The organism is Streptomyces sp. NPDC047014, from assembly GCF_040644195.1.
Classification (GTDB): domain Bacteria; phylum Actinomycetota; class Actinomycetes; order Streptomycetales; family Streptomycetaceae; genus Streptomyces.
On the sequence record NZ_JBEYVX010000048.1, the window covers coordinates 16,393 to 39,005 of the forward strand.

The 22,613-nt window shown below is 69.7% G+C and carries 18 protein-coding genes; 4 read left to right on the forward strand and 14 right to left on the reverse strand.

The window, feature by feature from the left end:
• Positions 1-102: 102 nt before the first annotated feature.
• Positions 103-1,353, reverse strand: a complete 1,251-nt coding sequence (locus ABZ873_RS23050) for an MFS transporter (RefSeq protein ID WP_360875190.1) — start codon at positions 1,351-1,353, stop codon at positions 103-105.
• Positions 1,354-1,488: 135 nt separating this feature from the next.
• Here ABZ873_RS23050 and ABZ873_RS23055 point away from each other — a divergent pair, with 135 nt between their 5' ends.
• Entirely contained in the window at positions 1,489-2,499 is a 1,011-nt protein-coding gene (locus ABZ873_RS23055; RefSeq protein ID WP_360875192.1) for a LacI family DNA-binding transcriptional regulator, read from the forward strand.
• Positions 2,500-2,566: 67 nt separating this feature from the next.
• Here the strand turns inward: ABZ873_RS23055 and prcA are convergent, their stop codons facing one another.
• From prcA to arc, 6 genes are all read right to left on the reverse strand, one after another.
• Positions 2,567-3,331 (reverse strand): proteasome subunit alpha, encoded by a 765-nt coding sequence (gene prcA / locus ABZ873_RS23060; protein WP_360875196.1) that lies wholly within the window; start codon positions 3,329-3,331, stop codon positions 2,567-2,569.
• 44 nt (positions 3,332-3,375) lie between these two features.
• Positions 3,376-4,215 (reverse strand): proteasome subunit beta, encoded by an 840-nt coding sequence (prcB, locus tag ABZ873_RS23065; RefSeq protein WP_360875199.1) that lies wholly within the window; start codon positions 4,213-4,215, stop codon positions 3,376-3,378.
• Positions 4,167-4,766 carry an endonuclease VII domain-containing protein gene (locus ABZ873_RS23070; protein WP_360875202.1) on the reverse strand — a complete coding sequence of 200 codons (600 nt, stop codon included), beginning with the start codon at positions 4,764-4,766 and terminating at the stop codon, positions 4,167-4,169. Before ABZ873_RS23070 ends, prcB begins: the two co-directional genes overlap by 49 nt.
• Positions 4,767-4,803: 37 nt before the next feature.
• The gene (locus ABZ873_RS23075) at positions 4,804-5,016 is read right to left on the reverse strand and encodes a ubiquitin-like protein Pup (protein WP_030233608.1); all 213 of its coding nucleotides are present in this window, start codon (positions 5,014-5,016) and stop codon (positions 4,804-4,806) included.
• Positions 5,017-5,207: 191 nt separating this feature from the next.
• Positions 5,208-6,719 carry a depupylase/deamidase Dop gene (dop, locus tag ABZ873_RS23080; protein ID WP_360875206.1) on the reverse strand — a complete coding sequence of 504 codons (1,512 nt, stop codon included), beginning with the start codon at positions 6,717-6,719 and terminating at the stop codon, positions 5,208-5,210.
• A 261-nt stretch (positions 6,720-6,980) separates the two neighbouring features.
• Positions 6,981-8,747: a proteasome ATPase gene (arc, locus tag ABZ873_RS23085; protein WP_360875209.1), complete on the reverse strand. Its 1,767-nt coding sequence runs from the start codon at positions 8,745-8,747 to the stop codon at positions 6,981-6,983.
• A gap of 264 nt (positions 8,748-9,011) precedes the next feature.
• Here arc and ABZ873_RS23090 point away from each other — a divergent pair, with 264 nt between their 5' ends.
• The gene (locus tag ABZ873_RS23090) at positions 9,012-9,332 is read left to right on the forward strand and encodes a ferredoxin (protein ID WP_360875212.1); all 321 of its coding nucleotides are present in this window, start codon (positions 9,012-9,014) and stop codon (positions 9,330-9,332) included.
• Positions 9,333-9,336: 4 nt separating this feature from the next.
• On the opposite strand, the gene ABZ873_RS23095 is transcribed toward ABZ873_RS23090, so the two are convergent.
• From ABZ873_RS23095 to ABZ873_RS23105, 3 genes are all read right to left on the reverse strand, one after another.
• Positions 9,337-9,834 (reverse strand): hypothetical protein, encoded by a 498-nt coding sequence (locus ABZ873_RS23095; protein WP_360875255.1) that lies wholly within the window; start codon positions 9,832-9,834, stop codon positions 9,337-9,339.
• A 297-nt stretch (positions 9,835-10,131) separates the two neighbouring features.
• Entirely contained in the window at positions 10,132-11,028 is an 897-nt protein-coding gene (locus ABZ873_RS23100; protein ID WP_053632380.1) for a tRNA (adenine-N1)-methyltransferase, read from the reverse strand.
• Positions 11,029-11,046: 18 nt separating this feature from the next.
• Positions 11,047-12,525, reverse strand: coding sequence for a site-2 protease family protein (locus tag ABZ873_RS23105; RefSeq protein WP_360875215.1), 1,479 nt, complete (start codon positions 12,523-12,525; stop codon positions 11,047-11,049).
• Between ABZ873_RS23105 and ABZ873_RS23110 the strand changes: the two genes are divergently transcribed.
• The gene (locus tag ABZ873_RS23110; RefSeq protein WP_360875218.1) at positions 12,425-13,312 is read left to right on the forward strand and encodes a RecB family exonuclease; all 888 of its coding nucleotides are present in this window, start codon (positions 12,425-12,427) and stop codon (positions 13,310-13,312) included. The genes ABZ873_RS23105 and ABZ873_RS23110 overlap by 101 nt on opposite strands.
• A gap of 101 nt (positions 13,313-13,413) precedes the next feature.
• Complete coding sequence (locus ABZ873_RS23115) at positions 13,414-14,085, forward strand: response regulator transcription factor (RefSeq protein ID WP_360875221.1); 672 nt, start codon at positions 13,414-13,416, stop codon at positions 14,083-14,085.
• A 69-nt stretch (positions 14,086-14,154) separates the two neighbouring features.
• Here the strand turns inward: ABZ873_RS23115 and ABZ873_RS23120 are convergent, their stop codons facing one another.
• The 4 genes from ABZ873_RS23120 to metH form a co-directional block, all read right to left on the reverse strand.
• Positions 14,155-15,738, reverse strand: a complete 1,584-nt coding sequence (locus ABZ873_RS23120) for an ABC transporter substrate-binding protein (RefSeq protein ID WP_360875224.1) — start codon at positions 15,736-15,738, stop codon at positions 14,155-14,157.
• Positions 15,739-15,808: 70 nt separating this feature from the next.
• Positions 15,809-17,413 carry an ABC transporter substrate-binding protein gene (locus ABZ873_RS23125; protein ID WP_360875227.1) on the reverse strand — a complete coding sequence of 535 codons (1,605 nt, stop codon included), beginning with the start codon at positions 17,411-17,413 and terminating at the stop codon, positions 15,809-15,811.
• Positions 17,414-18,009: 596 nt separating this feature from the next.
• Positions 18,010-18,711, reverse strand: a complete 702-nt coding sequence (locus ABZ873_RS23130) for an HAD family phosphatase (RefSeq protein WP_360875230.1) — start codon at positions 18,709-18,711, stop codon at positions 18,010-18,012.
• Between the two features lie 113 nt (positions 18,712-18,824).
• A complete protein-coding gene (metH, locus tag ABZ873_RS23135) occupies positions 18,825-22,337 on the reverse strand; it encodes a methionine synthase (protein ID WP_360875232.1) in 3,513 nt (1,170 codons plus the stop codon).
• Positions 22,338-22,613 lie beyond the last annotated feature (276 nt).

Genomic DNA, 22,613 nt, shown 5'->3' on the forward strand with positions numbered 1-22,613 from the left:
GGGTTCGGCGCCCCGGTTCGATCAGTTCCCCGCCGAGGACCGCGACACACCGGGCGGGCGGCCGCCGGACACCCCGGCGCGCCGCCCCCGCCCGGCCGCCGCTCACTGCGCCGACCGGGCCTCCGCCGCCGCCCCGGACAGCCCGCCGGAGGAAACCGCCGCCGCACCGGCCGGGCGTACGGCCGACAGCGCCTTCTGAGTGAGCATCAGGACCAGCAGCGCCGAGGCACCCGCCACACAGGCCACCCCGAACCCGGACGCCGTACCGCCCAGCTCCACCGCCGGACCAGCCGCCGCCGTACCGATCGCCGCGCCCACGCCGAAGAACGTCACCAGCCACGAGAACGCCTCCGTCACCGTCCCCGCCGGCGCGTGCCGGTCCACCACGATGAACGCGCACGCCAGCGAAGGCGCCAGGAACACCCCCGCCAGGGCCGCCAGCCCCGTCATCGCCACCGGACCCGGAACCAGCAGCAGCGGCAGATAGCAGACCGCCAGCAGCGCCACCAGCACCCGCAGCCGCGCCTCCGCCGCCCCGGCCCACTGCCGCGAACCGTAGAACACGCCGCCCACCAGGGCGCCCAGCCCCAGCGCCGCCATCAGCCAGCCGTACACCGCCTGCCCGCCGTGCTCGTCCGCGTACGCCACACCGGCCACCGTGATCGAACCCAGCGCCATCCCCACGAAGAAGAACGCCCCCAGCAGCGCCAGCAGCCCCCGCGAGCGCAGCGCGCCCAGCCAGTGCGCCTCCCGCGGCTCCGAACGCCAGGCCCGCGAGGGCTCGCTCACCACCACCGACAGCGCACCCAGCACCCCGACGGCGTTCAGCGCCAGCAGCGCCCCCGCCGGCGACCAGACCGCCACGAACAGGGTCACCAGCAGCGGGCCGACCGTGAACATGACCTCCTGCGCCACCGCGTCCATCGCGTACGCCGCGTGCACCTTCTCCTCGCGGCCGCCCAGCACCCCCGGCCACAGCGCCCGCAGCCCGCCCTCCAGGGGCGGCGTGAACAGCCCGGCGACCACTACCGCCGCGTACGCCGCCACCGCCGAGCCGGTGCCGGTGAGGGCCAGCCACACCATGCCCAGCGCCGACAGCAACGCCGCCGGGAGCTGCACCCGCGGCTGCCCGAAGAGGTCCACGGCCCGCCCCAGCAGCGGCTGGCCCACCGCGTTCGCCAGCCCGTACACGGCCGCGAGCGCGCCCGCCAGGCTGTAGCTGCCGCCCTCCGCGCGCGTGAACAGCACGATCGCGATCGGCGCGGTCGCGTTGGGCAGGCGGCCCACGAGCGTGCCCACCAGCAGCCTCGCGGCGTGCCGGGTCCTCAGCAGCTCCGCGTATCCCGCGGCCATCACAGCCCCCTTCTGCCCGGATCCCACCGGGGTAATACGTATAACGTGACTCGTCATACGTACCATGGCCACCAGCGGCGGGTCCACCCCGCACACCCCGCCACCACCCCTGACCTCGCACTCCAGGAGCCCCGTGTGACGAGACCCACCAGCCGGGACGTAGCCACCGCCGCCGGGGTCTCCCAGGCCACCGTCTCCCTCGTCCTCGGCGACAAATGGACCGGCCGCGTCTCCCCCCGCACCGCCGCCCACGTCCGCGAGACCGCCACCCGCATCGGCTACCGCCCCAACCTCGCCGCCCGCAACCTCCGCCTCGGCTCCACCCGCACCGCCCTCCTCGTCGTCCCCGCCCTCACCAACGAGTTCTTCGCCCGCGTCTACACCGGCGCCGCCCGCGTCGCCGCCGCCCACGGCTTCGGCGTCGTCCTCTACCCCTCCCCCGACGGCACCGGCCCCGCCCGCGACCCCTTCGCCTCCGCCCGCGCCGCCCTCGACGGCGTCATCGCCTCCTCCATGGCCGCCGACGCCCTCACCGCAATCGGCGGCGACACCCTCCCCCTCGTCATGCTCGACAGCGACCCCCACGCCGGCACCGCCGCCGCCCACGTCAACCTCGCCATGGCCGACGGCATGCGCCAGATCACCGCCCACCTCCTCGGCCACGGCCACCGCCGCTTCCTCCACCTCGCCTCCGCCGTCGACTCCTGGACCTTCACCACCCGCGCCGAGGCCCTGGCCGCCCTCCTGGGCCCCGGCACCGCCCTGCGCACCGTACGGTCCGCCCTCACCGTCGACGCCGCCCGTACGGCCGTGGAAGCCGCCCTGGCCGCCCCCCAGGACCGGCCCACCGCCCTCGTCTGCGACGACGACATCCTCGCCGCCGGCGCCTGCAAGGCCGCTCGCCGCCTCGGCCTGCGCGTGCCCGAGGACCTCTCCGTCACCGGCTTCGACGACCTCGCCCTCGCCACCGCCGTCGACCCCGAACTCACCACCGTCCACCTCCCCGCCGAACGCGTCGGCGAACAGGGCATGACCGCCCTCCTCGCCGTCCTCGACGGCACCCCCTGGACCGCCCCCGACCTCCCCGTCCGCCTCGTCACCCGCGGCTCCTCCGGCCCGGCGCCCGCACCCGCACCCGCCGGCTGACCGGGCCCGGACACGACGAAGCCCCGGCCACCCCCCGAAGGGGACGGCCGGGGCCCACTGCCCGGTCCTACTCGGCGTCGTCCTCCGGCGCCTCGTCGTTGGACACCGCGTCCGCCTGCGCCGCCGCCGGCACATCCGCCTCCAGCAGCCGCGCCAGCTGCCGGCCGCGGATCCGCTTGAACTTCCGCTGCTGCGACCGCGTCCGGTCCAGCACCGCCACCTCCAGCCGCTCCGCCGGAATCGCCTTGTCGGCACCGTTCGCCTGGCTGGACAGCGCCGCCACGGCCAGCTTCAACGCCTCCGAGAGCGTCATCCCGTCCCGGTGGCGCTGGTCCAGGTACGTACTGATCTGCTCGGCGTTGCCGCCGACCGCGACCGAGCCGTGCTCGTCCACGATCGACCCGTCGTGCGGCAGCCGGTAGATCTGGTCCCCGGCGGCCGTCGTACCGACCTCGGCCACCACCAGCTCCACCTCGTACGGCTTCTCGCCCGCCGAGGAGAAGATGGTGCCGAGGGTCTGCGCGTAGACGTTCGCCAGCCCACGGGCCGTCACATCGTCGCGGTCGTAGGTGTATCCGCGCAGATCCGCGTACCGCACACCGCCGATCCGCAGGTTCTCGTACTCGTTGTACTTGCCGGCGGCCGCGAAGCCGATCCGGTCGTAGATCTCGCTGAACTTGTGCAGCGCGCGGGACGGGTTCTCGCCGACGAACACGATGCCGTCGGCGTACTGCAGCACGACGAGGCTGCGGCCGCGGGCGATGCCCTTGCGGGCGTATTCCGCCCGGTCGGCCATGGCCTGCTGGGGTGACACATAGAACGGAGTCGACACCGGTATCCGTCCCTTTCTACTGGGATCCTGGAGGGCTGATCGGATCAGAGCAGGGCGGCGCGCGGGCCGTCCGGCTCCTGGAGACGGCGGTCGGTGACCTGGCGGGCGAGCTCCTGGGACTCGTCCTCGGTCAGCCGCCGGAAGCCCTCGTCGGTGATGACGGTGACGATGGGGAAGATCTTGCGGTACAGGTCCGGGCCGCCGGTCGCCGAGTCGTCGTCGGCGGCGTCGTAGAGCGCCTGCACGACCAGCGTGGTGGCCTGTTCCTCCGTCAGGTCGGGGCGGTAGAGCTTCTTCATGGAGCCGCGGGCGAAGATCGAGCCGGAGCCGGTCGCCGCGTAGCCGTGCTCCTCGGAGCGGCCGCCGGTGACGTCGTAGGAGAAGATGCGGCCCTTCTCCTTGGCCTCGTCGTAGCCGGCGAAGAGCGGGACCACGGCCAGGCCCTGCATGGCCATGCCGAGGTTGCCGCGGATCATCGTGGAGAGCCGGTTGGCCTTGCCCTCCAGGGAGAGGGTCGCGCCCTCCACCTTCTCGAAGTGCTCCAGCTCCAGCTGGAACAGCTTCACCATCTCCACGGCCAGACCGGCCGTACCGGCGATGCCGACGGCGGAGTACTCGTCCGCCGGGAACACCTTCTCGATGTCCCGCTGCGCGATCATGTTCCCCATGGTCGCCCGCCGGTCACCGGCGAGCACGACCCCTCCGGGGAAGGTGACGGCGACGATGGTCGTCCCGTGCGGCGCCTCGACGACACCCTCCGGCAGCTTGCGGTTGCCGGGCAGCATCTCGGGCGAGTGCGCACCCAGGAAGTCCATGAAGGACGAGGACCCCGGCGTCAGGAAGGCTGCCGGTAGACGCCCTGTGCTACGAGTGTTGGGTTCCACAGGTTTCCTTCCACGTAAGCGGCTGCACGCCGTATGACGTCCGGCCGATCCTTGAACTGGCCCAGGGCTGCGTTACCGCTGAAGCACAGTACGCCTCGGACCTTACCCGTCTGATGATCGTGATCCACATGCTCCGGGGGAGCTGTTCGGCAGATCGCGCAGACCCCGCCCTGGGCAACGATCATGCTCTCCCGTTCGGCTTCGGTGATGCCGTAGGACCGCTTGAGATGGCCCGCACGGGCCAGAACGGCCCGGCACGCCTTGCACCGTGTGGACAGACCGTCAGACGCGCTGGCGTTCTTGTGCCACTCACTGTGCGGCTTGACCTCCCCGCACAGTCGGCAGAGCTTGTGCCCCGCCGACACGTCCACGTGCTCTCTGACGACCCTGCCCTTGGCCGCCTGGCGGCGCCGGTAGCGCTCGGCACTGTACGCCGCCACGCATTCCCTGCATCTGGGCTGCAGCCCGTCGCTCCGGTTCCGATCCGAGGCGAACCCGCTCAGTGGTATGTCGCGGGCGCAACCGCGACACCACTTCGTTCCATTGGACATGGAGCACACACTGGCGGGTTCGCCTTAGATTCGAAGGCTATTCGCCACCTTTTTGTACGAAGCTCCGAACGAAATCCTCTGCGTTCTCCTCGAGCACATCATCGATTTCGTCGAGTACGGAGTCGACGTCGTCGGAGAGCTTTTCCTGGCGCTCCTTGAGGTCGGTCGATTCTTCGACCGCCGCCTCCTCGACCTCCTCGGTCGAGCGCGTCGCCTTCTGCTGTCCGCCGCCGGTGTCCTTGGTCGCCATGTCTACCTCACCCCGCTCGGTTCGCACGCTCATGTCGAGAGACCCCGGGATTCGGGATCTCTCAAGATCAGACCCTACGCCGGACCCTATAGGGCGGGTCCGACATTCGTCCCCGTACTTTTGCGGTCCGGTTCTCTCATGATTCCCGGACCGCCCGCATTTCAGGCCCGATCACCGCCACTCACTGCGGCTCACTGCCCCGAAAGCACCCGCACCAGGTCCTCCGCCGTGCGGCAGCGGTCCAGGAGCTCCTTGACGTGGTTGCGGGTCCCCCGCAGGGGCTCCAGGGTCGGGACGCGCTGCAGGGAGTCCCGGCCCGGGAGGTCGAAGATCACCGAGTCCCAGGAGGCCGCCGCCACGTCGTCCGCGTACTGCTCCAGGCAGCGCCCGCGGAAGTACGCCCGGGTGTCCTCCGGAGGCTTGCTCTGGGCCCGCTCCACCGCCGCCTCGTCCACCAGCCGCTTCATCTTCCCGCGGGCCACCAGACGGTTGTACAGGCCCTTCTCGGGCCGTACGTCCGAGTACTGGAGGTCCACCAGATGCAGCCGCGCCGCGTCCCAGTCCAGGCTGTCCCGGCGCCGGTAGCCCTCCAGGATCTCCCGCTTCGCGATCCAGTCCAGCTCCCCCGACAGGCTCATCGGGTCGCTCTCCAGCCGGCCCAGCACGTCCTCCCAGCGGGCCAGCACATCCTTGGTCTGCTCGTCCGCGTCGGAGCCGAAACGCTCGTCCACATACTTCCGAGCCAGCTCGAAGTACTCCATCTGGAGCTGCACCGCGGTGAGTGTCCGCCCGCTGCGCAGCGTGATCAGGTAGCTGAGCCCGGGGTCGTGCGAGACGTGGTGGAGGGTGCGTACGGGCTGATCGACGGCCAGGTCGACGCTGATGAAGCCGTCCTCGATCATGGACAGGACCAGGGCGGTCGTGCCCAGCTTGAGGTAGGTGGAGATCTCGGAGAGGTTCGCGTCACCGATGATCACGTGGAGCCGGCGGTACTTCTCGGCGTCCGAGTGCGGCTCGTCGCGGGTGTTGATGATGGGCCGCTTGAGGGTGGTCTCCAGGCCCACCTCGACCTCGAAGTAGTCCGCGCGCTGGCTGATCTGGAAGCCGTGCTCGCGGCCGTCCTGCCCGATGCCGACGCGTCCGGCGCCGGTGACCACCTGGCGGGAGACGAAGAAGGGGGTCAGGTGGCGCACGATGTCCGAGAAGGGGGTCTCCCGCTTCATCAGGTAGTTCTCGTGCGTGCCGTAGGAGGCGCCCTTGTTGTCGGTGTTGTTCTTGTAGAGGTGGATCGGCTGGGCGCCGGGCAGCTGGGCGGCCCGTACGGCGGCCTCGGCCATGATCCGTTCGCCGGCCTTGTCCCAGAGCACGGCGTCGAGCGGGTTGGTGATCTCCGGGGAGCTGTACTCGGGGTGCGCGTGGTCGACGTAGAGCCGGGCTCCGTTGGTGAGGATGACATTGGCCAGGCCGATGTCCTCGTCGGTGAGCTGGCTGCTGTCGGCGGCCTCGCGGGCGAGGTCGAAGCCGCGGGCGTCCCGCAGCGGGTTCTCCTCCTCGAAGTCCCAGCGGGCGCGTCGCGCCCGGTGCATCGCCGCCGCGTAGGCGTTGACGATCTGGGACGAGGTGAGCATGGCATTGGCGTTCGGGTGACCGGGGACGGAGATCCCGTACTCCGTCTCGATCCCCATTACTCGCCGTACGGTCATGCGGCCCTCCTTGCCCGGCGGCGCTCCCCTCCGGGAACGGCGCTCAAGTACCGCTGGTGCTCCGGTGCGTGTGACTGTGCGGTGCCCGTCCCCGCACTGCGCGTCCGGCGGTACGGAAGAGCCTAGAACCACTGCGCGCTCGTGGGGAGATCATTTCCGTCATTGAATCTGCCCTGTCACCGGCTGAAAGCGGCCGGTTAAGCGGTGGGGTAAAGCAGGCGGCTGCGGATGCCCGGGGAGGGCATCCGCAGCCGCTCCGCTTCAGAGGTACTGACCGGTGTTCGCCACCGTGTCGATGGAGCGGCCGGTGTCCGCGCCTTGCTTTCCGGTGACGAGTGTGCGGATGAATACGATCCGCTCGCCCTTCTTTCCGGAGATACGGGCCCAGTCGTCCGGGTTGGTGGTGTTGGGCAGGTCCTCGTTCTCCTTGAACTCGTCCACGCACGCCTGGAGGAGGTGGGAGACCCGGAGGCCCTTCTGGTTCTGGTCGAGGAAAGCCTTGATGGCCATCTTCTTGGCCCGGTCGACGATGTTCTGGATCATCGCGCCGGAGTTGAAGTCCTTGAAGTAGAGGACTTCCTTGTCGCCGTTGGCGTACGTCACCTCGAGGAAGCGGTTCTCCTCGGTTTCGGCGTACATCTGCTCGACGACGGTCTGGATCATGCTGTGGACGGTGCCGGCGGTCGAGCCCTGGTGCTCGGACAGGTCGTCCGTGTGCAGGGGCAGCGATGCCTTGAGGTACTTGGCGAAGATGTCCTTGGCGGCCTCGGCGTCCGGGCGCTCGATCTTGATCTTCACATCGAGGCGGCCGGGGCGCAGGATGGCCGGGTCGATCATGTCCTCGCGGTTGGAGGCGCCGATGACGATGACGTTCTCCAGGCCCTCCACGCCGTCGATCTCGGCGAGGAGCTGCGGGACGATGGTGTTCTCGACGTCCGAGCTGACGCCCGATCCTCGGGTGCGGAAGAGGGATTCCATCTCGTCGAAGAAGACGATGACGGGGGTGCCCTCGCTGGCCTTCTCCCGGGCGCGCTGGAAGACGAGGCGGATGTGGCGTTCGGTCTCGCCGACGTACTTGTTGAGGAGCTCGGGACCCTTGATGTTCAGGAAGTACGACTTCCCCTGGGCCTGTCCGGTCACTTCGGCGACCTTCTTGGCAAGGGAGTTGGCGACGGCCTTGGCGATGAGTGTCTTGCCGCAGCCGGGCGGGCCGTAGAGCAGGATGCCCTTGGGCGGACGCAGTTCGTGTTCCTTGAACAGGTCGGGGTAGAGGTACGGGAGCTCGACCGCGTCGCGGATCAGCTCGATCTGGTCGCCCAGGCCGCCGATCTTGTCGTAGTCGATGTCGGGGACCTCTTCGAGGACGAGGTCCTCGACCTCGCTCTTCGGGACGACCTCGTAGACGTAGCCGGAGCGGGGTTCGAGCAGGAGGGCGTCGCCGGGGCGGATGGTGATGTCCAGGAGCGGCTCGGCGAGCCTCACCACCCTCTCCTCGTCGGTGTGCCCGACCACCAGGGCGCGCTCGCCGTCCTCCAGGATCTCCTTGAGGGTGACGATGTCCCCGGCCCGCTCGTATTCCATGGCCTCGACCACGTTGAGCGCTTCGTTGAGCATGACCTCCTGGCCGCGCCGGAGGTCTTCCGGGTCGACGCTGGGGCTGACGTTCACGCGGAGCTTTCGGCCTCCGGTGAAGATGTCGACGGTGCCGTCCTCGTTCGCCTGCAGGAAGACACCGAAGCCGGCCGGCGGCTGGGCGAGCCGGTCGACTTCTTCCTTGAGGGCCACGATCTGGTCGCGGGCCTCACGGAGGGTATTCGCGAGTCGTTCGTTCTGTGCGGAGACGCCGGCCAGATTTGTCTGGAGCTCGACGATCCGCTCTTCGAGAATCCTCGTGTGTCGCGGAGAGTCGGCGAGCTTTCGTCGCAGGACGGCGATTTCCTGCTCGAGATAGGCAACCTGACCGGCGGGGTCCTCGGACCCTCGCGCGGGCCGGATGCCGCGGTTGATGTCGTCGTCGTGGGCTGCCACGGTCCTCACCTCCTCCAAGGGGAGCTGGACGCTTCCTGACCCTACCTGGGCTGGTGGTGATTGAAACCCCTAGATCACAAAGACGATAGGGGTGTGTCCGATCTTCACCCTTGCGTACTCCCTCACGCCAAGGAAATACCCACCCATCAAACCCGGGAAGCAGCCGGTTGTAAGGTCGAAGTGTTCAACACCCGTCAGGGCCCGTGCGACTTGCTTCGGGTCATGACCGGGATGGATCACTCACCGCAGGGAACGGCAGGAGATATGAGCGTGCAGCAGGAGGCTCCGACGGGCGGTGCCGGTGAGGCCGGCGAGCCGCTTGAGGTCTGGATCGACCAGGACCTCTGCACCGGGGACGGTATCTGCGCTCAGTACGCGCCCGAGGTGTTCGAGCTGGACATCGACGGTCTGGCGTATGTGAAGAGCGCGGACGACGAGCTGCTGCAGGACGTGGGGGCGACCACTCCGGTTCCCCTGGTGCTGCTGCAGGACGTGGTGGACTCGGCGAAGGAGTGCCCGGGTGACTGCATTCACGTAAGGCGCGTTTCGGACAGGGTGGAGGTCTACGGTCCGGACGCGGAGTGACGCTTCAAACACTCCTGGCGGCGGAGTCCGTCAGCTCTTGGCGGAATTTTCCGTCGCTCCAGCGCCACTTGGCGAGCTGCTTCTTGTCGGGGCAGCAGCGCGGGACCTCGGGGCCGGAGTAGCCGAGGAGGGTGGCGGTCACGGTGCGGTCGCTGACGGTGAGGCCGTCGGCGGTCTGCCGCTGTGGGGTGTCGAGGAGGGTGGCGACGACGCGGGGGCCGGCCGGGCCCCGGGTGAGGACGTACACGGCGTGGGGCGGGGTGCCGGAGCCGGCCTGGCAGCGTACGGCGGCGACGGTCTCGGGGCGGTCGTCGCCGTCGAGGTCGCCCTGGGCGCTGGCGGTGACGGCCTGGGGGGCGCCCTTGCAGTCGAGGGGGTAGGTGACGGCGGCCGGGTCGGGCGCGGTGGCCTCGGGCCCCTGGGCCGCGGTGGCGGGGGTGTGGGCGGCGGGGCTGCCGGTGGCCGGCTGGACGAGCCCCGCGACGGCTATGACGGCGGCCATGGCGGTGGCCGTGGCGAGCCAGTGGAGGGTCTTGCTCCGGGTGTGGTCCAGGTCCGGGCCCGGTACCGGCGCGGCGGGGCTGTGCGGCACGCGGTGTGTCTCCTGTGCGAAGGGTGACGGGGAGCCAGCATCGTGCCACACCTCGTACGGGGGTGGAACCGTCGGGTCGGGACCGGTGCGCGGACGCGGGGCGGACGGCGAGCGGACGGTGGGGCGGACAACGGAAAGGCGCCGTGGCGCAGTTCCCCGGGTGGTACGGGAACTGCGCCGCGGCGCCTTCGTGTTGGTGGTCGGGGGCTACGCGGAGCGGTCGCTGCCGGGGCCGTCGTAGTCCTCGCCGTAGGCGCCCTTGGCGGGGCGGCGGCGGCGCATGGGGGGCTCGACGCCGTCCGCGAGGCGGCGGGCGGTGACGAGGAAGCCGGTGTGGCCGATCATGCGGTGGTCCGGGCGGACGGCGAGACCTTCGACGTGCCAGTTGCGGATCATCGATTCCCAGGGCTGCGGTTCGGCGAAGCAGCCGATCTCGCGGATGGACTCGACGGTCTTGGACAGCTGGGTGGTGGTCGCCACGTAGCAGCAGAGGATGCCGCCGGGGACGAGGGCCTTGGAGACGGCCTCCAGGCATTCCCAGGGGGCGAGCATGTCGAGGATGACGCGGTCGACGTCGGTGTCGGACAGGTTGTCCTGGAGGTCGCCGACGGTGAGCTGCCAGGCCGGGTGGGGGCCGCCGAAGTAGCGTTCCACGTTGGCGGTGGCGATCTCGGCGAAGTCCGCGCGGCGCTCGTAGCTGTGGAGCATGCCCTGGTCGCCGATGGCGCGCAGCAGGAAGCTGCTCAGGGATCCGGAGCCCACGCCCGCTTCGACGACGCGGGCGCCGGGGAAGATGTCGGCGAAGGCCAGGATCTGGCCCGCGTCCTTGGGGTAGACCACGGCGGCGCCGCGGGGCATGGAGAGGACGTAGTCGGGGAGCAGGGGGCGCAGCGCGAGGTACGCGACGTTCCCCGTGGTACGGACAACACTGCCTTCGGGAGCACCGATCAGCTCGTCGTGGGGGAAGGAACCCTTGTGGGTGTGGAAATTCTTCCCGGCTTCGAGCGTGAACGTGTAGTGGCGGCCCTTGGGGTCGGTGAGCTGAACCTGGTCCCCGACCTTGAAGGGCCCGCGTCGGCGGGCGGCACCGGTCGGTTCGGACATGTGACCAGTGTATTGGGTTCAGGACTGGGGCCGTGCCATGGCCTTCACGAAGGCTTTTTCGACGTCGAGGGTGGACAGGACGCCGTAGACGGCGCCGCCGGGTTCGAGGACGAGGTATTCGGTGGCGGGGGTGGCGCGGAGGTGGTCGAGGAGTTCTTCGCCGGTGAGTTCCGCGGAAACCTTCATGCCGTCGGTGAGGTCCTGGGCGAGGGTGCTGACGGCGACCCAGGGGCGGCGGTGTTCGGGTACGGAGGCGATGGCGCTCTCGCGGACGATGGCGACGGGGTCGCCCTGGCCGTCGACGACGACGAGGGCGCGGGCTCCGGCTTCGTTGGCGCGGCGCAGGGCCTCGGAGAGCGGGGTGGCGTTCTCGACGGGGATGGCGCGGCGGGTGAGGGTGCGGGCGCGCAGGTCGGGGAGGTGTTCGCGGAGGCGGGCCATGCGGAGGCTGTTTCCGGCGCCGGTCCAGATGATGGCGGCGAGGATCGCGGCGAGGAGGGCGTCCATGACGGTGTCCATGCCGCCGATCTCCTGGGTGCGGTTGCCGAGGACGCCGGTGTGGGTGAGCAGGGGCAGGCCGAGGAGGACGGCGACGGCGAGGGCGCGGCCGATCCAGGCGGCGGCGATGGTGCCGGTCATGGGTTTGCCGGTGATGCCCCAGATGACGGCGCGGAGCATGCGGCCGCCGTCGAGGGGGAGGCCGGGGAGGAGGTTGAAGGCGGCGACGAGGAGGTTGGAGATCATGAGGCCGGCGAGGAGGACGCCGGGGACGGTGGCGGGGTCGACGGCTTTCATGCCGAGGTAGAAGGCTCCGGCGAGGAGGAGGGAGAGCAGGGGGCCGACGAAGGCGAGGACGAATTCGCGGCCGGGGGTCTCGGATTCCTTCTCGATCTCGGAGACGCCGCCGAAGAACTGGAGCTGGATGCGGCGGACGGGGAGTTTGAAGCGGAGGGCGGCCACGGTGTGGGCGAGTTCGTGGACGAGGACGGAGGCGTAGAAGGCGACCGCGAAGAAGAGGGAGACCAGGTAGCGGACGGGGCCGAGGTCGGGGAGGACGCGGTCGAGCTGGTCGCCGAAGACCCAGGTGATGAGGGCGGCGACGAGGAACCAGCTGGGCGAGACGTAGACGGGGACGCCGAAGGGGCGGCCCATGAGGAGTCCGCCGCCCGGTCCGGAGCGCCGGTTCCCGCGCTCGCCGGTTTCGTCGGTGTCTGCCACGGCTGTCCTTCGTTCGGTGCTGGCGGTCGGTGCTGGTGGTGCGGGTGTGGTGTGCGTCGCTTCCGGTGCGGTGTGCGCCGGGCTGTAGCGGCGGGTGATGCTCCGATCATGCAGTGCGAGGGTGCTCGTCGTCGATGGTATGCGCGTGCTGTCGGTGGCGGGTCGTAGGGTTTTGTCCATGACGACGACTCCCGGTGCCGTGCCCGGTGCTGCCGAGCCCTCCGCGCCGGCGGCGGTGGCGCCCTCTTCCCTCTCTCCTTCCCGGGCGAGCGATTTCATGCAGTGCCCGCTGCTGTACCGGTTCCGGGTGATCGACCGGCTGCCGGAGCGGCCGAGTGCGGCGGCGACGCGGGGGACTCTGGTGCATGCGGTGCTGGAGCGGCTTTTCGATCATCCCGCGGCGGACCGGACGGCGCCGCGGGCGAAGGCGCTGGTCCCGGGGCAGTGGGACCGGCTGCTGGAGTCGAAGCCGGAGCTGGCGGAGCTGTTCCCGGAGGGGGACGAGGGGGCGGGGCTGGCGCGGTGGCTGACGGAGGCGGAGGCGCTGGTCGAGCGCTGGTTCACGCTGGAGGACCCGACGCGGCTGGAGCCGGTGGAGCGGGAGTTCTTCGTGGAGACGGAGCTGGAGTCGGGGCTGCGTCTGCGGGGGATCATCGACCGGGTGGATGTGGCGCCGACGGGTGAGGTGCGGATCGTCGACTACAAGACGGGGAAGGCGCCGCGGCCGGAGTACGCGGAGGGCGCGCTGTTCCAGATGAAGTTCTACGCGCTGGTGGTGTGGCGGCTCAAGGGGGTCGTGCCGCGGCGGCTGCAGCTGGTGTATCTGGGCAGCGGGGAGGTGCTGACGTACGACCCGGTGATGGCGGATCTGGAGCGGGTGGAGCGCAAGCTGCTGGCGTTGTGGGACGCGATCCGGGAGGCGACGGAGACGGGCGTGTGGCGGCCGCGGCCGACGAAGCTGTGCGGCTGGTGTGATCATCAGGCGGTGTGCCCGGAGTTCGGCGGCACTCCCCCGGTGTATCCGCTGGCGGTGGTCCCGCGGCCGGCCGGGGGCGCCGGGCACTAGCCGGCGGGGCGGCGGGCGGCGGCCGGGGGCGGAAATCGTCGATCGTGGGGCCAGGGCAGAATGGGCGGTCCTACGCAGAGCGACGAATACGAGGTATCCCCGTGGCCATCCGTGTCCTTCTGGTCGACGACCAGCCACTGCTGCGCACGGGCTTCCGGATGATCCTGGAGGCGGAGCAGGACCTGGCGGTGGTCGGTGAGGCCGGGGACGGTCTGCAGGCGCTGGACCAGGTGCGGGCGCTCCAGCCCGATGTGGTGCTGATGGACATCCGGATGCCGCGGATGGACGGGGTGGAGGCCACGCGGCAGATCACCGGGCCGGGCCGGGACGGTCCAGCGAAGGTGCTGGTGCTGACCACCTTCGACCTGGACGAGTACGTGGTGGAGGCGCTGCGGGCGGGGGCCAGCGGCTTCCTGCTCAAGGACGCGCCGGCCGTGGAGCTGGTGCAGGCGATCCGGGTGGTGGCGGCGGGCGAGGCGATGCTCGCGCCGAGCATCACGCGGCGGCTGCTGGACAAGTACGCGGGGCATCTGCCGTCGGGCGAGGACTCCGTCCCGGACACGCTGGGGACGCTGACGGAGCGCGAGGTCGAGGTGCTGAAGCTGGTGGCGCGCGGGCTGTCGAACGCGGAGATCGCGGCGGACCTGTTCGTGAGCGAGACGACGGTCAAGACGCATGTGGGGCACGTGCTGACGAAGCTGGGCCTGCGCGACCGGGTGCAGGCCGCGGTGTACGCGTACGAGAGCGGTCTGGTGCGGCCCGGGGCCCAGTAGGGGCGCGCCACGGCGAAGGGGCACCCCGCGGCGGTCGCCGCGGGGTGCCCCTTTCCGGTCGGTGCCGGATCAGCCCTTGCTGATCTCCCAGAAGCGGAAGACGGTGGAGGCGTCGAGCGACCACTGCAGGCCGGTGACGTTCTGCCGGGTGACCGCGTACTGCTTGCCCTGCCAGAGCGGGATGAGCGGGACCTCGTCCGCGACGATGTCCTGGAGGCGGTTGTAGTCGGTGTTGGCCGAGGTGCGGTCCGACTTGGCGGAGGTCGACGGGATGATGGTCCCGGTGATCTCCTTGTTGTCGTAGTTGTTGTTGAGGACGTTGCCCGGGCCGAAGAACGGCTGGGTGAAGTTGTCGGCGTCCGGGTAGTCGGGGACCCAGCCCTTGACGTAGATGCCGTACTTGCCGGCCTGGATGTCCTTCTCGTACTGCTCGTACTCGACGGACTTGACCTCGGCGTCGAACAGCCCGCTGTCGTTGAGCTGCTTGGCGATGACCTCGAACTGCTGGTCGGTGGAGGGGCCGTAGCGGGACGGCGTGGAGTACAGGGTGACCTTCACCTTGCCGGTGATGTTCGCGGCCTTGAGGACGGCCTTGGCCTTCTCGGGCTGCGGGGTGCCGCCGTAGCGGTCGAAGAACGGCGTGGTGTGGCCGGCGATGCCGGTCGGGACGATGGAGTACAGGGCGGTGGCGGTGCCCTGGTAGACGTCCTTGACGAGGGCTTCGCGGTCCACGAGGTAGGCGATGGCCTTGCGGACGGGGAGCTTGCCGACGACCGGGTCGTTCATGTTGAAGACCATGTGCTCGACCTCGGCGCCGGTGCCCTGCACGACGTCGATCTTGTTGTCGCCGGTCTTGCTGGAGGCGAGGGCGGCGATGTCCTTGGCGGCGAGGCCGCGGAAGGCGAAGTCGACGTCACCGCTGTCGAGGACGGTCTTGAGGCCGGCCTGGTCACCGTTGAAGAACTTGAGGGTGACGCCGGTGTTCTTGGCCTTGGCCTTGCCGGTGTACGCCTCGTTGACGGAGAAGGTGGCGCTCTTGTCGCTGAACGAGTCCAGCTTGTAGACGCCGGAGCCGATGGCCTTGTTGTCGGTGCGCAGCTTGTCGGCCGGGTACTCGCGGTGGTCGACGATGGAGCCCGCGCCCGAGGCGATCTTGCTGGGGAAGGTGGCGTCGGAGGTCTTGAGGCGGAAGACGACCGTCTGCTCGTCGGGGGCGTCGATGCCGGCGATCGACGAGAGCATGACGGCGGGGCCGTTCTCGTCGTTGATCTTCAAGGTGCGCTCGAAGGAGAACTTGACGTCCTTCGAGGTCAGCTTGTTGCCGTTGCTGAACTTCAGGTCGGACCTGAGGACGCACTTGAAGAGCTTGCTGTCGGCGCCCTCGAAGGCGCAGGACTGCGCGGCGTCGGGCTCGGGGGCGATGCCGCCCTTGGGGAAGCTCAGCAGCGACTGGTAGACGTTGTTGAACAGCAGCCAGGAGCCGGGGTCGTAGCCGGATGCGGGGTCGGTGGACTTCACCTTGTCGGATATGCCCATGACCACGCCCTTGCCGCTGCCGGCGTTGGAGCCATCGGTCGAACCGCAACCGCTGAGCAGCGCGGCGGCGGTGGCCGCGCCGAGCGGGGCCGCGAGCCACTGGTTACGTCGATTCACGCGAACGTCCTTCACAGTCGAACTGTTTCGTTGTTCCGGCCCGCGACATCCGCTGCCGGTCTCTGCCTTCTCAGCCGCTCACACCGCGGCCGAGCTCCCACAACTGGAGGTCGGAGATGGCGTTGACCGACCACTCCACTCCGGTGATCCCGTCGCGTGCGGCGACGTACTGCTTGCCCTGCCACAGGGGCAGGACGGGTACGTCCTCGGCGACGATGTCCTGTATCTCCGCGATCGCGGGGGCGGCGACGCTGCGGTCGGCGGCCCGCCGGGATTCGGGGAGGAGCCTGGTGCGCACCGCGTTGTTGGCGTACGGCGTGCCCAGGAAGTTGTCCTGCTCCAGGAACGGGGCGAGGAAGTTGTCGGCGTCCGGGTAGTCGGGGAACCAGCCGAGCCCGTAGGCGGCGTGGTCGCCCTTCTTCTGGGTGGGGCGGAAGCTGTTCCACTCGCTGCCCTGGACGGTGATGTCGAAGAGCTGGGTGGAGTTGAGCTGGGCCTTGAGGGCCTCGAACTCGGCCGCCGTGCCGTCGCCGTAGTGGTCGTTGGTGTAGTGCAGGGTCAGCTTGACCGGGGTCTTGATGCCGGCTTCCTTGAGCAGGGCGGCGGCCTTGGCGGTGTTGGCGTCGCCGTACTTGTTGAAGAAGGAGTTCACGTGGCCGGTGACGCTGGTGGGGACCAGCGAGTAGAGCGGCTGCGCGGACTTGCCGTACACCTTGGAGATGAGGGAGCCGCGGTCGACGGCGGCGGCGAGGGCCTGGCGTACGGCCTTCTCCTTGACGACGGGCGCGTCGGTGTTGAAGCCGAGGTAGCGGATCTCCAGGCCGGGCATCGGGACGAGCTTGACGCCCTTGGGCGGGTTGGCGCTCAGCTCGGTGATCTGGGCGGGCGACAGGGTGCGGGAGACCATGTGGATCTTCCCGTCGGTGAGCGCCTTGCCCATGGCGGTGGAGTCGTCGAAGGTGCGCAGTTCGACCTTGTCGTTCTGCAGCTTGATGTCGCCCTTGTAGTTCGGGTTCTTGCTGAACACGGCGCGGACGAGGCGGTTGTCCTTGACCTCGGCCTTCATCGTGTAGGGGCCGGAGCCGTCGACGGTGAAGCCCTCGCGGAGCTTCTTGGCGTCGTAGTCCTTCGCGCTGACGATGCCGGCGGCCGGGGTGGAGAGCTTGTACGGGAAGGTCGCGTCCGGCGTCTTGAGGTGGAAGACGACGGTGTCGGCGCCCTTGACCTCGACGTTGTCGAGGGTGGAGAGCAGCGAGGACGGGCCGTTCTCGTCCTTGATCGCGAGGACGCGGTCGATGGAGAACTTGACGTCCTTGGCGGTGAGCGGGTCACCGCTGGCGAACTTGAGGCCGGGGCGCAGGGTGCAGCGGTAGCTCTCGTTGCCGGAGTCGGTGAAGCGGCATCCGGAGGCGGCCTCGGGGACGGGCTGGCCGCCGCCGCGGGGGGTGTGCATGAGCGTCTGGACGGTCTGGCGCAGGATGTTCCAGGCGCCGGCGTCGTAGGCGTACGCGGGGTCGAAGGGGGCGGGAGCGAAGTCTGCGGCCTCGAACCGGTCGGTGGTCCCGACGACGATCGCTCCGGATCCCGCTCCTCCGCCGGTCGCGCTGCCGCATGCGGTCAGCGCGGGGGCGAGCAGTCCGGCCGCGGCCGTCAGCACCATGGTCTTGCGGTTCATGCTGGAAGTACTCCCTGTAACCGGCACTTGGTTGAAGCGGCGTAGAGGGCACTTCGCGGCGGTCGCCCGTTCGGGGCGGAACGATCGGGCCGGTGGTATGACGATCGGTCCACGCGGTTCCGGCACAGGGGTGTGTGTCCGGGACTGCTGGGTGCGGCGCAGTGCCCGGCCCGACACTAGTGGCCCGGGGCGGGATGGCTGGAACTGGCCGGACTTGGTGCGTAATCGCACCGTGATGGGAGGGAACAGCTTGTTCACGCGGGGGGCCGTGAAGATTCGGTCAGTGGCTGATCAATCCGGACACAAGGGAAGGCGCTGGGGGTGCCCGAGGGGCCTCCGGGGGGTTCCGCAGGTGACCAAGGTCACCCTGAGCTACGGCCGCGGAGGGGATGGAATTTCAGCCTCCGGGCCATTCGACGGAAGATCCTTCCGCCAGACCTCGGGGCGACCGGTGTTCCGTTCGGCACGCAGTGTGCTCAGGGGATACCTGTCCGTATTGGTGCATACGGATGAAAGTGCCCGCATACCAATGTATGCGGGCTGAGCGCACCGTTACGGAGAGTGCGCGTCCGAGGGGGTCGCCGGCGGCTGCCGGCTCAGTTCAGCGGGACGATGAGCGAGCGCAGGAAGGCCAGGTCCACGTCCTCCAGCGAGCCCACGACCGTACGCCCCGGAGCCGGTTCGATCAGGCCGACCGAGGGCACGGCCACGACCCGGCAGCCCGCGGCCTCGGCGGCGGCCACCCCGGTGGCGGTGTCCTCGATGACCGCGCAGCGCGAGGGGTGCGCGCCCAGCGTGCGCGCGGCAAGCAGGTACGGGTCCGGATGCGGCTTGGTACGGACGACCTCGTCCCCGGCGACGGTCAGCGTGAAGCGGTCCCGGCCCAGGGTGCGCAGCACCTGGTCGATCACCCGGCGGTGCGAGGCGGAGACGAGGGCGGTGGGCACGTTGTGCCGGGCCAGCTCGTTCAGCAGCCGCTCGGCGCCCGGCATCAGCGGGACCTCGTCGGCGATACGGGCCTCGAAGCGCTCGTTGAGCAGGACGCTCAGCTCGCCGACGGTGATGGCGGCGCCGGTGGCCTCGATCAGGAAGGCGGCGCTGCGGCTCATGGGCCCGCCGACGACCACGTCCCGCCAGGACTCCTCCACGTGGTGCCCCAGCTCGCGGAAGATCTCCGCCTCGATCTCCCACCAGAAGCCCTCGGTGTCGACCAGGGTGCCGTCCATGTCGAGCAGCACCGCCTGCAGGGCCGATCCGTCGGCCGTGCGGGCGACGGGGGCGGGAACGGTGCTCGTCATGCGCGTACCTCTCCTGGGGGACAAGAAGGCCGGTCACCTCTTCCCGCAGGGGTGTACCCCCGGGGAACAGGCGACCGGCCTGTATGGGACCGACAAGTGTACGTCGGCGGAGCTCAGCGTGCGTTGAAATACTTCGCTTCGGGGTGGTGAATCACGATCGCGTCCGTGGACTGCTCCGGGTGGAGCTGGAACTCCTCCGACAGATGGACGCCGATCCGCTCCGGCTGGAGCAGGTCCGCGATCTTCGCGCGGTCCTCCAGGTCGGGGCAGGCGCCGTAGCCGAGGGAGAAGCGGGCACCGCGGTACTTGAGGTCGAACATGTCCTCGACCTGGGCCGGGTCCTCGCCGCCGAAGCCCAGCTCGGCGCGGACCCGGGCGTGCCAGTACTCGGCCATGGCCTCCGCCAGCTGCACGGACAGGCCGTGCAGCTCCAGGTACTCGCGGTAGGAGTCGGACTCGAACAGCTTGGCCGTGGCCTCACCGATCTTCGAGCCCACCGTGACCACCTGGAGGCCGACGACATCGGTCTCGCCGGACTCCTCCGGGCGGAAGAAGTCCGCCAGGCACAGTCGGCGGCCGCGGCGCTGGCGCGGGAAGGTGAAGCGGGTCCGCTCGTTCCCGGCGTCGTCGAGGATGATCAGGTCCTCGCCCTTGGACACGCAGGGGAAGTAGCCGTAGACGACGGCCGCCTCCAGCAGGTTCTCGGTGTGCAGCTTCTCCAGCAGCCCGCGCAGCCGCGGCCGGCCCTCGCTCTCCACCAGCTCCTCGTACGTGGCTCCGCCCGCGCGGGCCTGCTTGAGACCCCACTGGCCCTTGAACAGGGCGCCCTCGTCCAGCCAGCTGGCGTAGTCCTTGAGCGGGATGCCCTTGACCACGCGGGTGCCCCAGAACGGCGGGGTGGGCACCGGGTTGTCCACGGCCACGTCGGAGCGGCCGCCGCTCTCCTCCGGCTCCTCCACCTGGAGGGCGGGGGTGTCGCGGCGGGCCACGCGGCGCTGCTTGAGCTCGGGCAGGGTGGCGCCGGGGACGCCGCGCTTGACGGCGATGAGGGCGTCCATGAGGCGCAGGCCCTCGAAGGCGTCGCGGGCGTAGCGGACCTCGCCCTCGTAGATCTCGTGGAGGTCCTGTTCGACGTAGGCGCGGGTGAGGGCGGCGCCGCCCAGGATGACCGGGTAGTCGGCGGCGAGCTTGCGCTGGTTGAGCTCCTCCAGGTTCTCCTTCATGATCACCGTGGACTTCACCAGCAGGCCGGACATGCCGATGACGTCGGCCTTGTGCTCCTGGGCTGCTTCGACGATCGCGGAGACCGGCTGCTTGATGCCGATGTTGACCACGTTGTAGCCGTTGTTGGACAGGATGATGTCGACCAGGTTCTTGCCGATGTCGTGGACATCCCCGCGCACGGTGGCCAGGACGATGGTGCCCTTGCCCTCGGCGTCGGTCTTCTCCATGTGCGGCTCGAGATAGGCCACAGCCGTCTTCATGACCTCGGCCGACTGGAGCACGAACGGCAGCTGCATCTGCCCCGAGCCGAAGAGCTCACCGACGACCTTCATGCCTTCCAGGAGGGTGTCGTTGACGATCTCCAGCGCCGGACGCGTCTGCAGCGCCTCGTCCAGGTCGGCCTCCAGGCCGTTCTTCTCCCCGTCGATGATGCGGCGCTGGAGGCGCTCCTCCAGCGGCAGCGCCAGCAGCTCCTCGGCGCGGCCCGCCTTCAACGACTTGGTGTTGACGCCCTCGAACAGGGCCATCAGCTTCTGGAGCGGGTCGTAGCCCTCACGACGCCGGTCGTAGACCAGGTCCAGGGCCGTGTCGACCTGCTCCTGGTCGAAGCGGGCGATCGGCAGGATCTTCGAGGCGTGCACGATCGCGGAATCCAGTCCGGCCTTGACGCACTCGTCGAGGAAGACCGAGTTCAGCAGGACACGGGCGGCCGGGTTCAGACCGAAGCTGATGTTCGACAGACCGAGGGTGGTCTGGACGTCGGGGTGGCGGCGCTTGAGTTCGCGGATCGCCTCGATCGTCGCGATACCGTCACCCCGCGACTCCTCCTGGCCGGTGCAGATGGTGAAGGTCAGGGTGTCGATGAGGATGTCCGACTCCTGGATGCCCCAGTTGCCGGTCAGATCCTCGATCAGCCGCTCCGCGATCGCCACCTTGTGCTCGACGGTGCGGGCCTGGCCCTCCTCGTCGATGGTCAGCGCGATCAGCGCGGCACCGTGCTCCTGCGCCAGCCGGGTCACCTTCGCGAACCGCGACTCGGGGCCGTCGCCGTCCTCGTAGTTCACCGAGTTGATCACCGCACGCCCGCCGAGCTTCTCCAGCCCCGCCTGGATGACGGGGACCTCGGTCGAGTCCAGCACGATCGGCAGCGTGGAAGCGGTCGCGAAGCGGCCGGCCAGCTCCTGCATGTCGGCCACGCCGTCGCGGCCCACGTAGTCGACGCACAGGTCCAGCATGTGCGCGCCCTCACGGATCTGGTCCCGCGCCATCTCCACACAGTCGTCCCAGCGCGCCTCCAGCATCGCCTCACGGAACTTCTTCGACCCGTTCGCGTTCGTCCGCTCACCGATCGCCATGTACGAGGTGTCCTGCCGGAACGGCACCGTCTGATACAGCGAAGCCGCGCCCGGCTCGGGCCGGGGGTCGCGCGCGGTGACCTCCGTACCGCGCACCCGCTCCACGACCTGGCGCAGGTGCTCCGGCGTCGTACCGCAGCAGCCGCCGACCAGGGAGAGCCCGTACTCGTGGACGAAGGTCTCCTGGGCGTCCGCCAGCTCCGGCGCGGTCAGCGGGTAGTGGGCGCCGTCCTTCGTCAGGACCGGCAGACCGGCGTTCGGCATGCAGGACAGCGGGATACGGGAATTGCGGGCGAGGTAGCGCAGGTGCTCGCTCATCTCCGCCGGACCCGTGGCGCAGTTCAGGCCGATCATGTCGATGCCCAGCGGCTCCAGCGCCGTCAGGGCGGCACCGATCTCCGAGCCCAGCAGCATCGTGCCGGTGGTCTCCACCGTCACCGAGCAGATCAGCGGGACGTGCAGGCCGAGCGCGTCCATGGCACGCCGGGCGCCGATGATCGAGGACTTCGTCTGCAGGAGGTCCTGCGTGGTCTCCACCAGCAGCGCGTCCGCGCCACCCGTCAGCAGGCCCTCGGCGTTGATCTGGTAGGCGTCGCGGATCTGCGCGTAGGTGATGTGGCCCAGGGTGGGGAGCTTCGTTCCCGGTCCCATGGAGCCCAGCACCCAGCGCTGCTGCCCCGTCGACGCGGTGAACTCGTCGGCGACCTCGCGGGCGATCCGGGCGCCGGACTCCGACAGCTCGAAGTTGCGGTCGGCGATGTCGTACTCGGCGAGTGCCGCGTAGTTCGCGCCGAAGGTGTTGGTCTCCACGCAGTCCACGCCCACCGAGAAGTACGCCTCGTGGACCGAGCGGACGATGTCGGGGCGGGTGACGTTCAGGACCTCGTTGCAGCCTTCCAGCTGCTGGAAGTCCTCCAGGCTGGGGTCCTGCGCCTGGAGCATCGTTCCCATCGCCCCGTCGGCGACGACCACGCGGGTCGTCAGCGCCTCTCGGAGGGCATCGGCCCGGTTCTGCGGATCGGCGGGCGGGTTCGGCGACGAGGCCATGGTTGAGCTCCCTGGGATGCGACGGCTGTCGGCTTTGCGCCCCCGCTGTGTCAGGGGTGCACGCGGCCAGCGTAACCGCGAGGCCCCGGCCCCGGTGTGGGTGTCCCACGTGGCGGACTGCATTCTGTGGCGGGAGGGCGTACCCGCGGGTGACCCGGCGGTGGTGCGGCGAACAGATCTCCGACGGTGCGCAAGGTCGACATCGACCGATACTGTTCAGCATTGTCGAACCGCGTCAAGATGGTCAGTAATACCGAAGGTCAGCAGGAGGCTGCG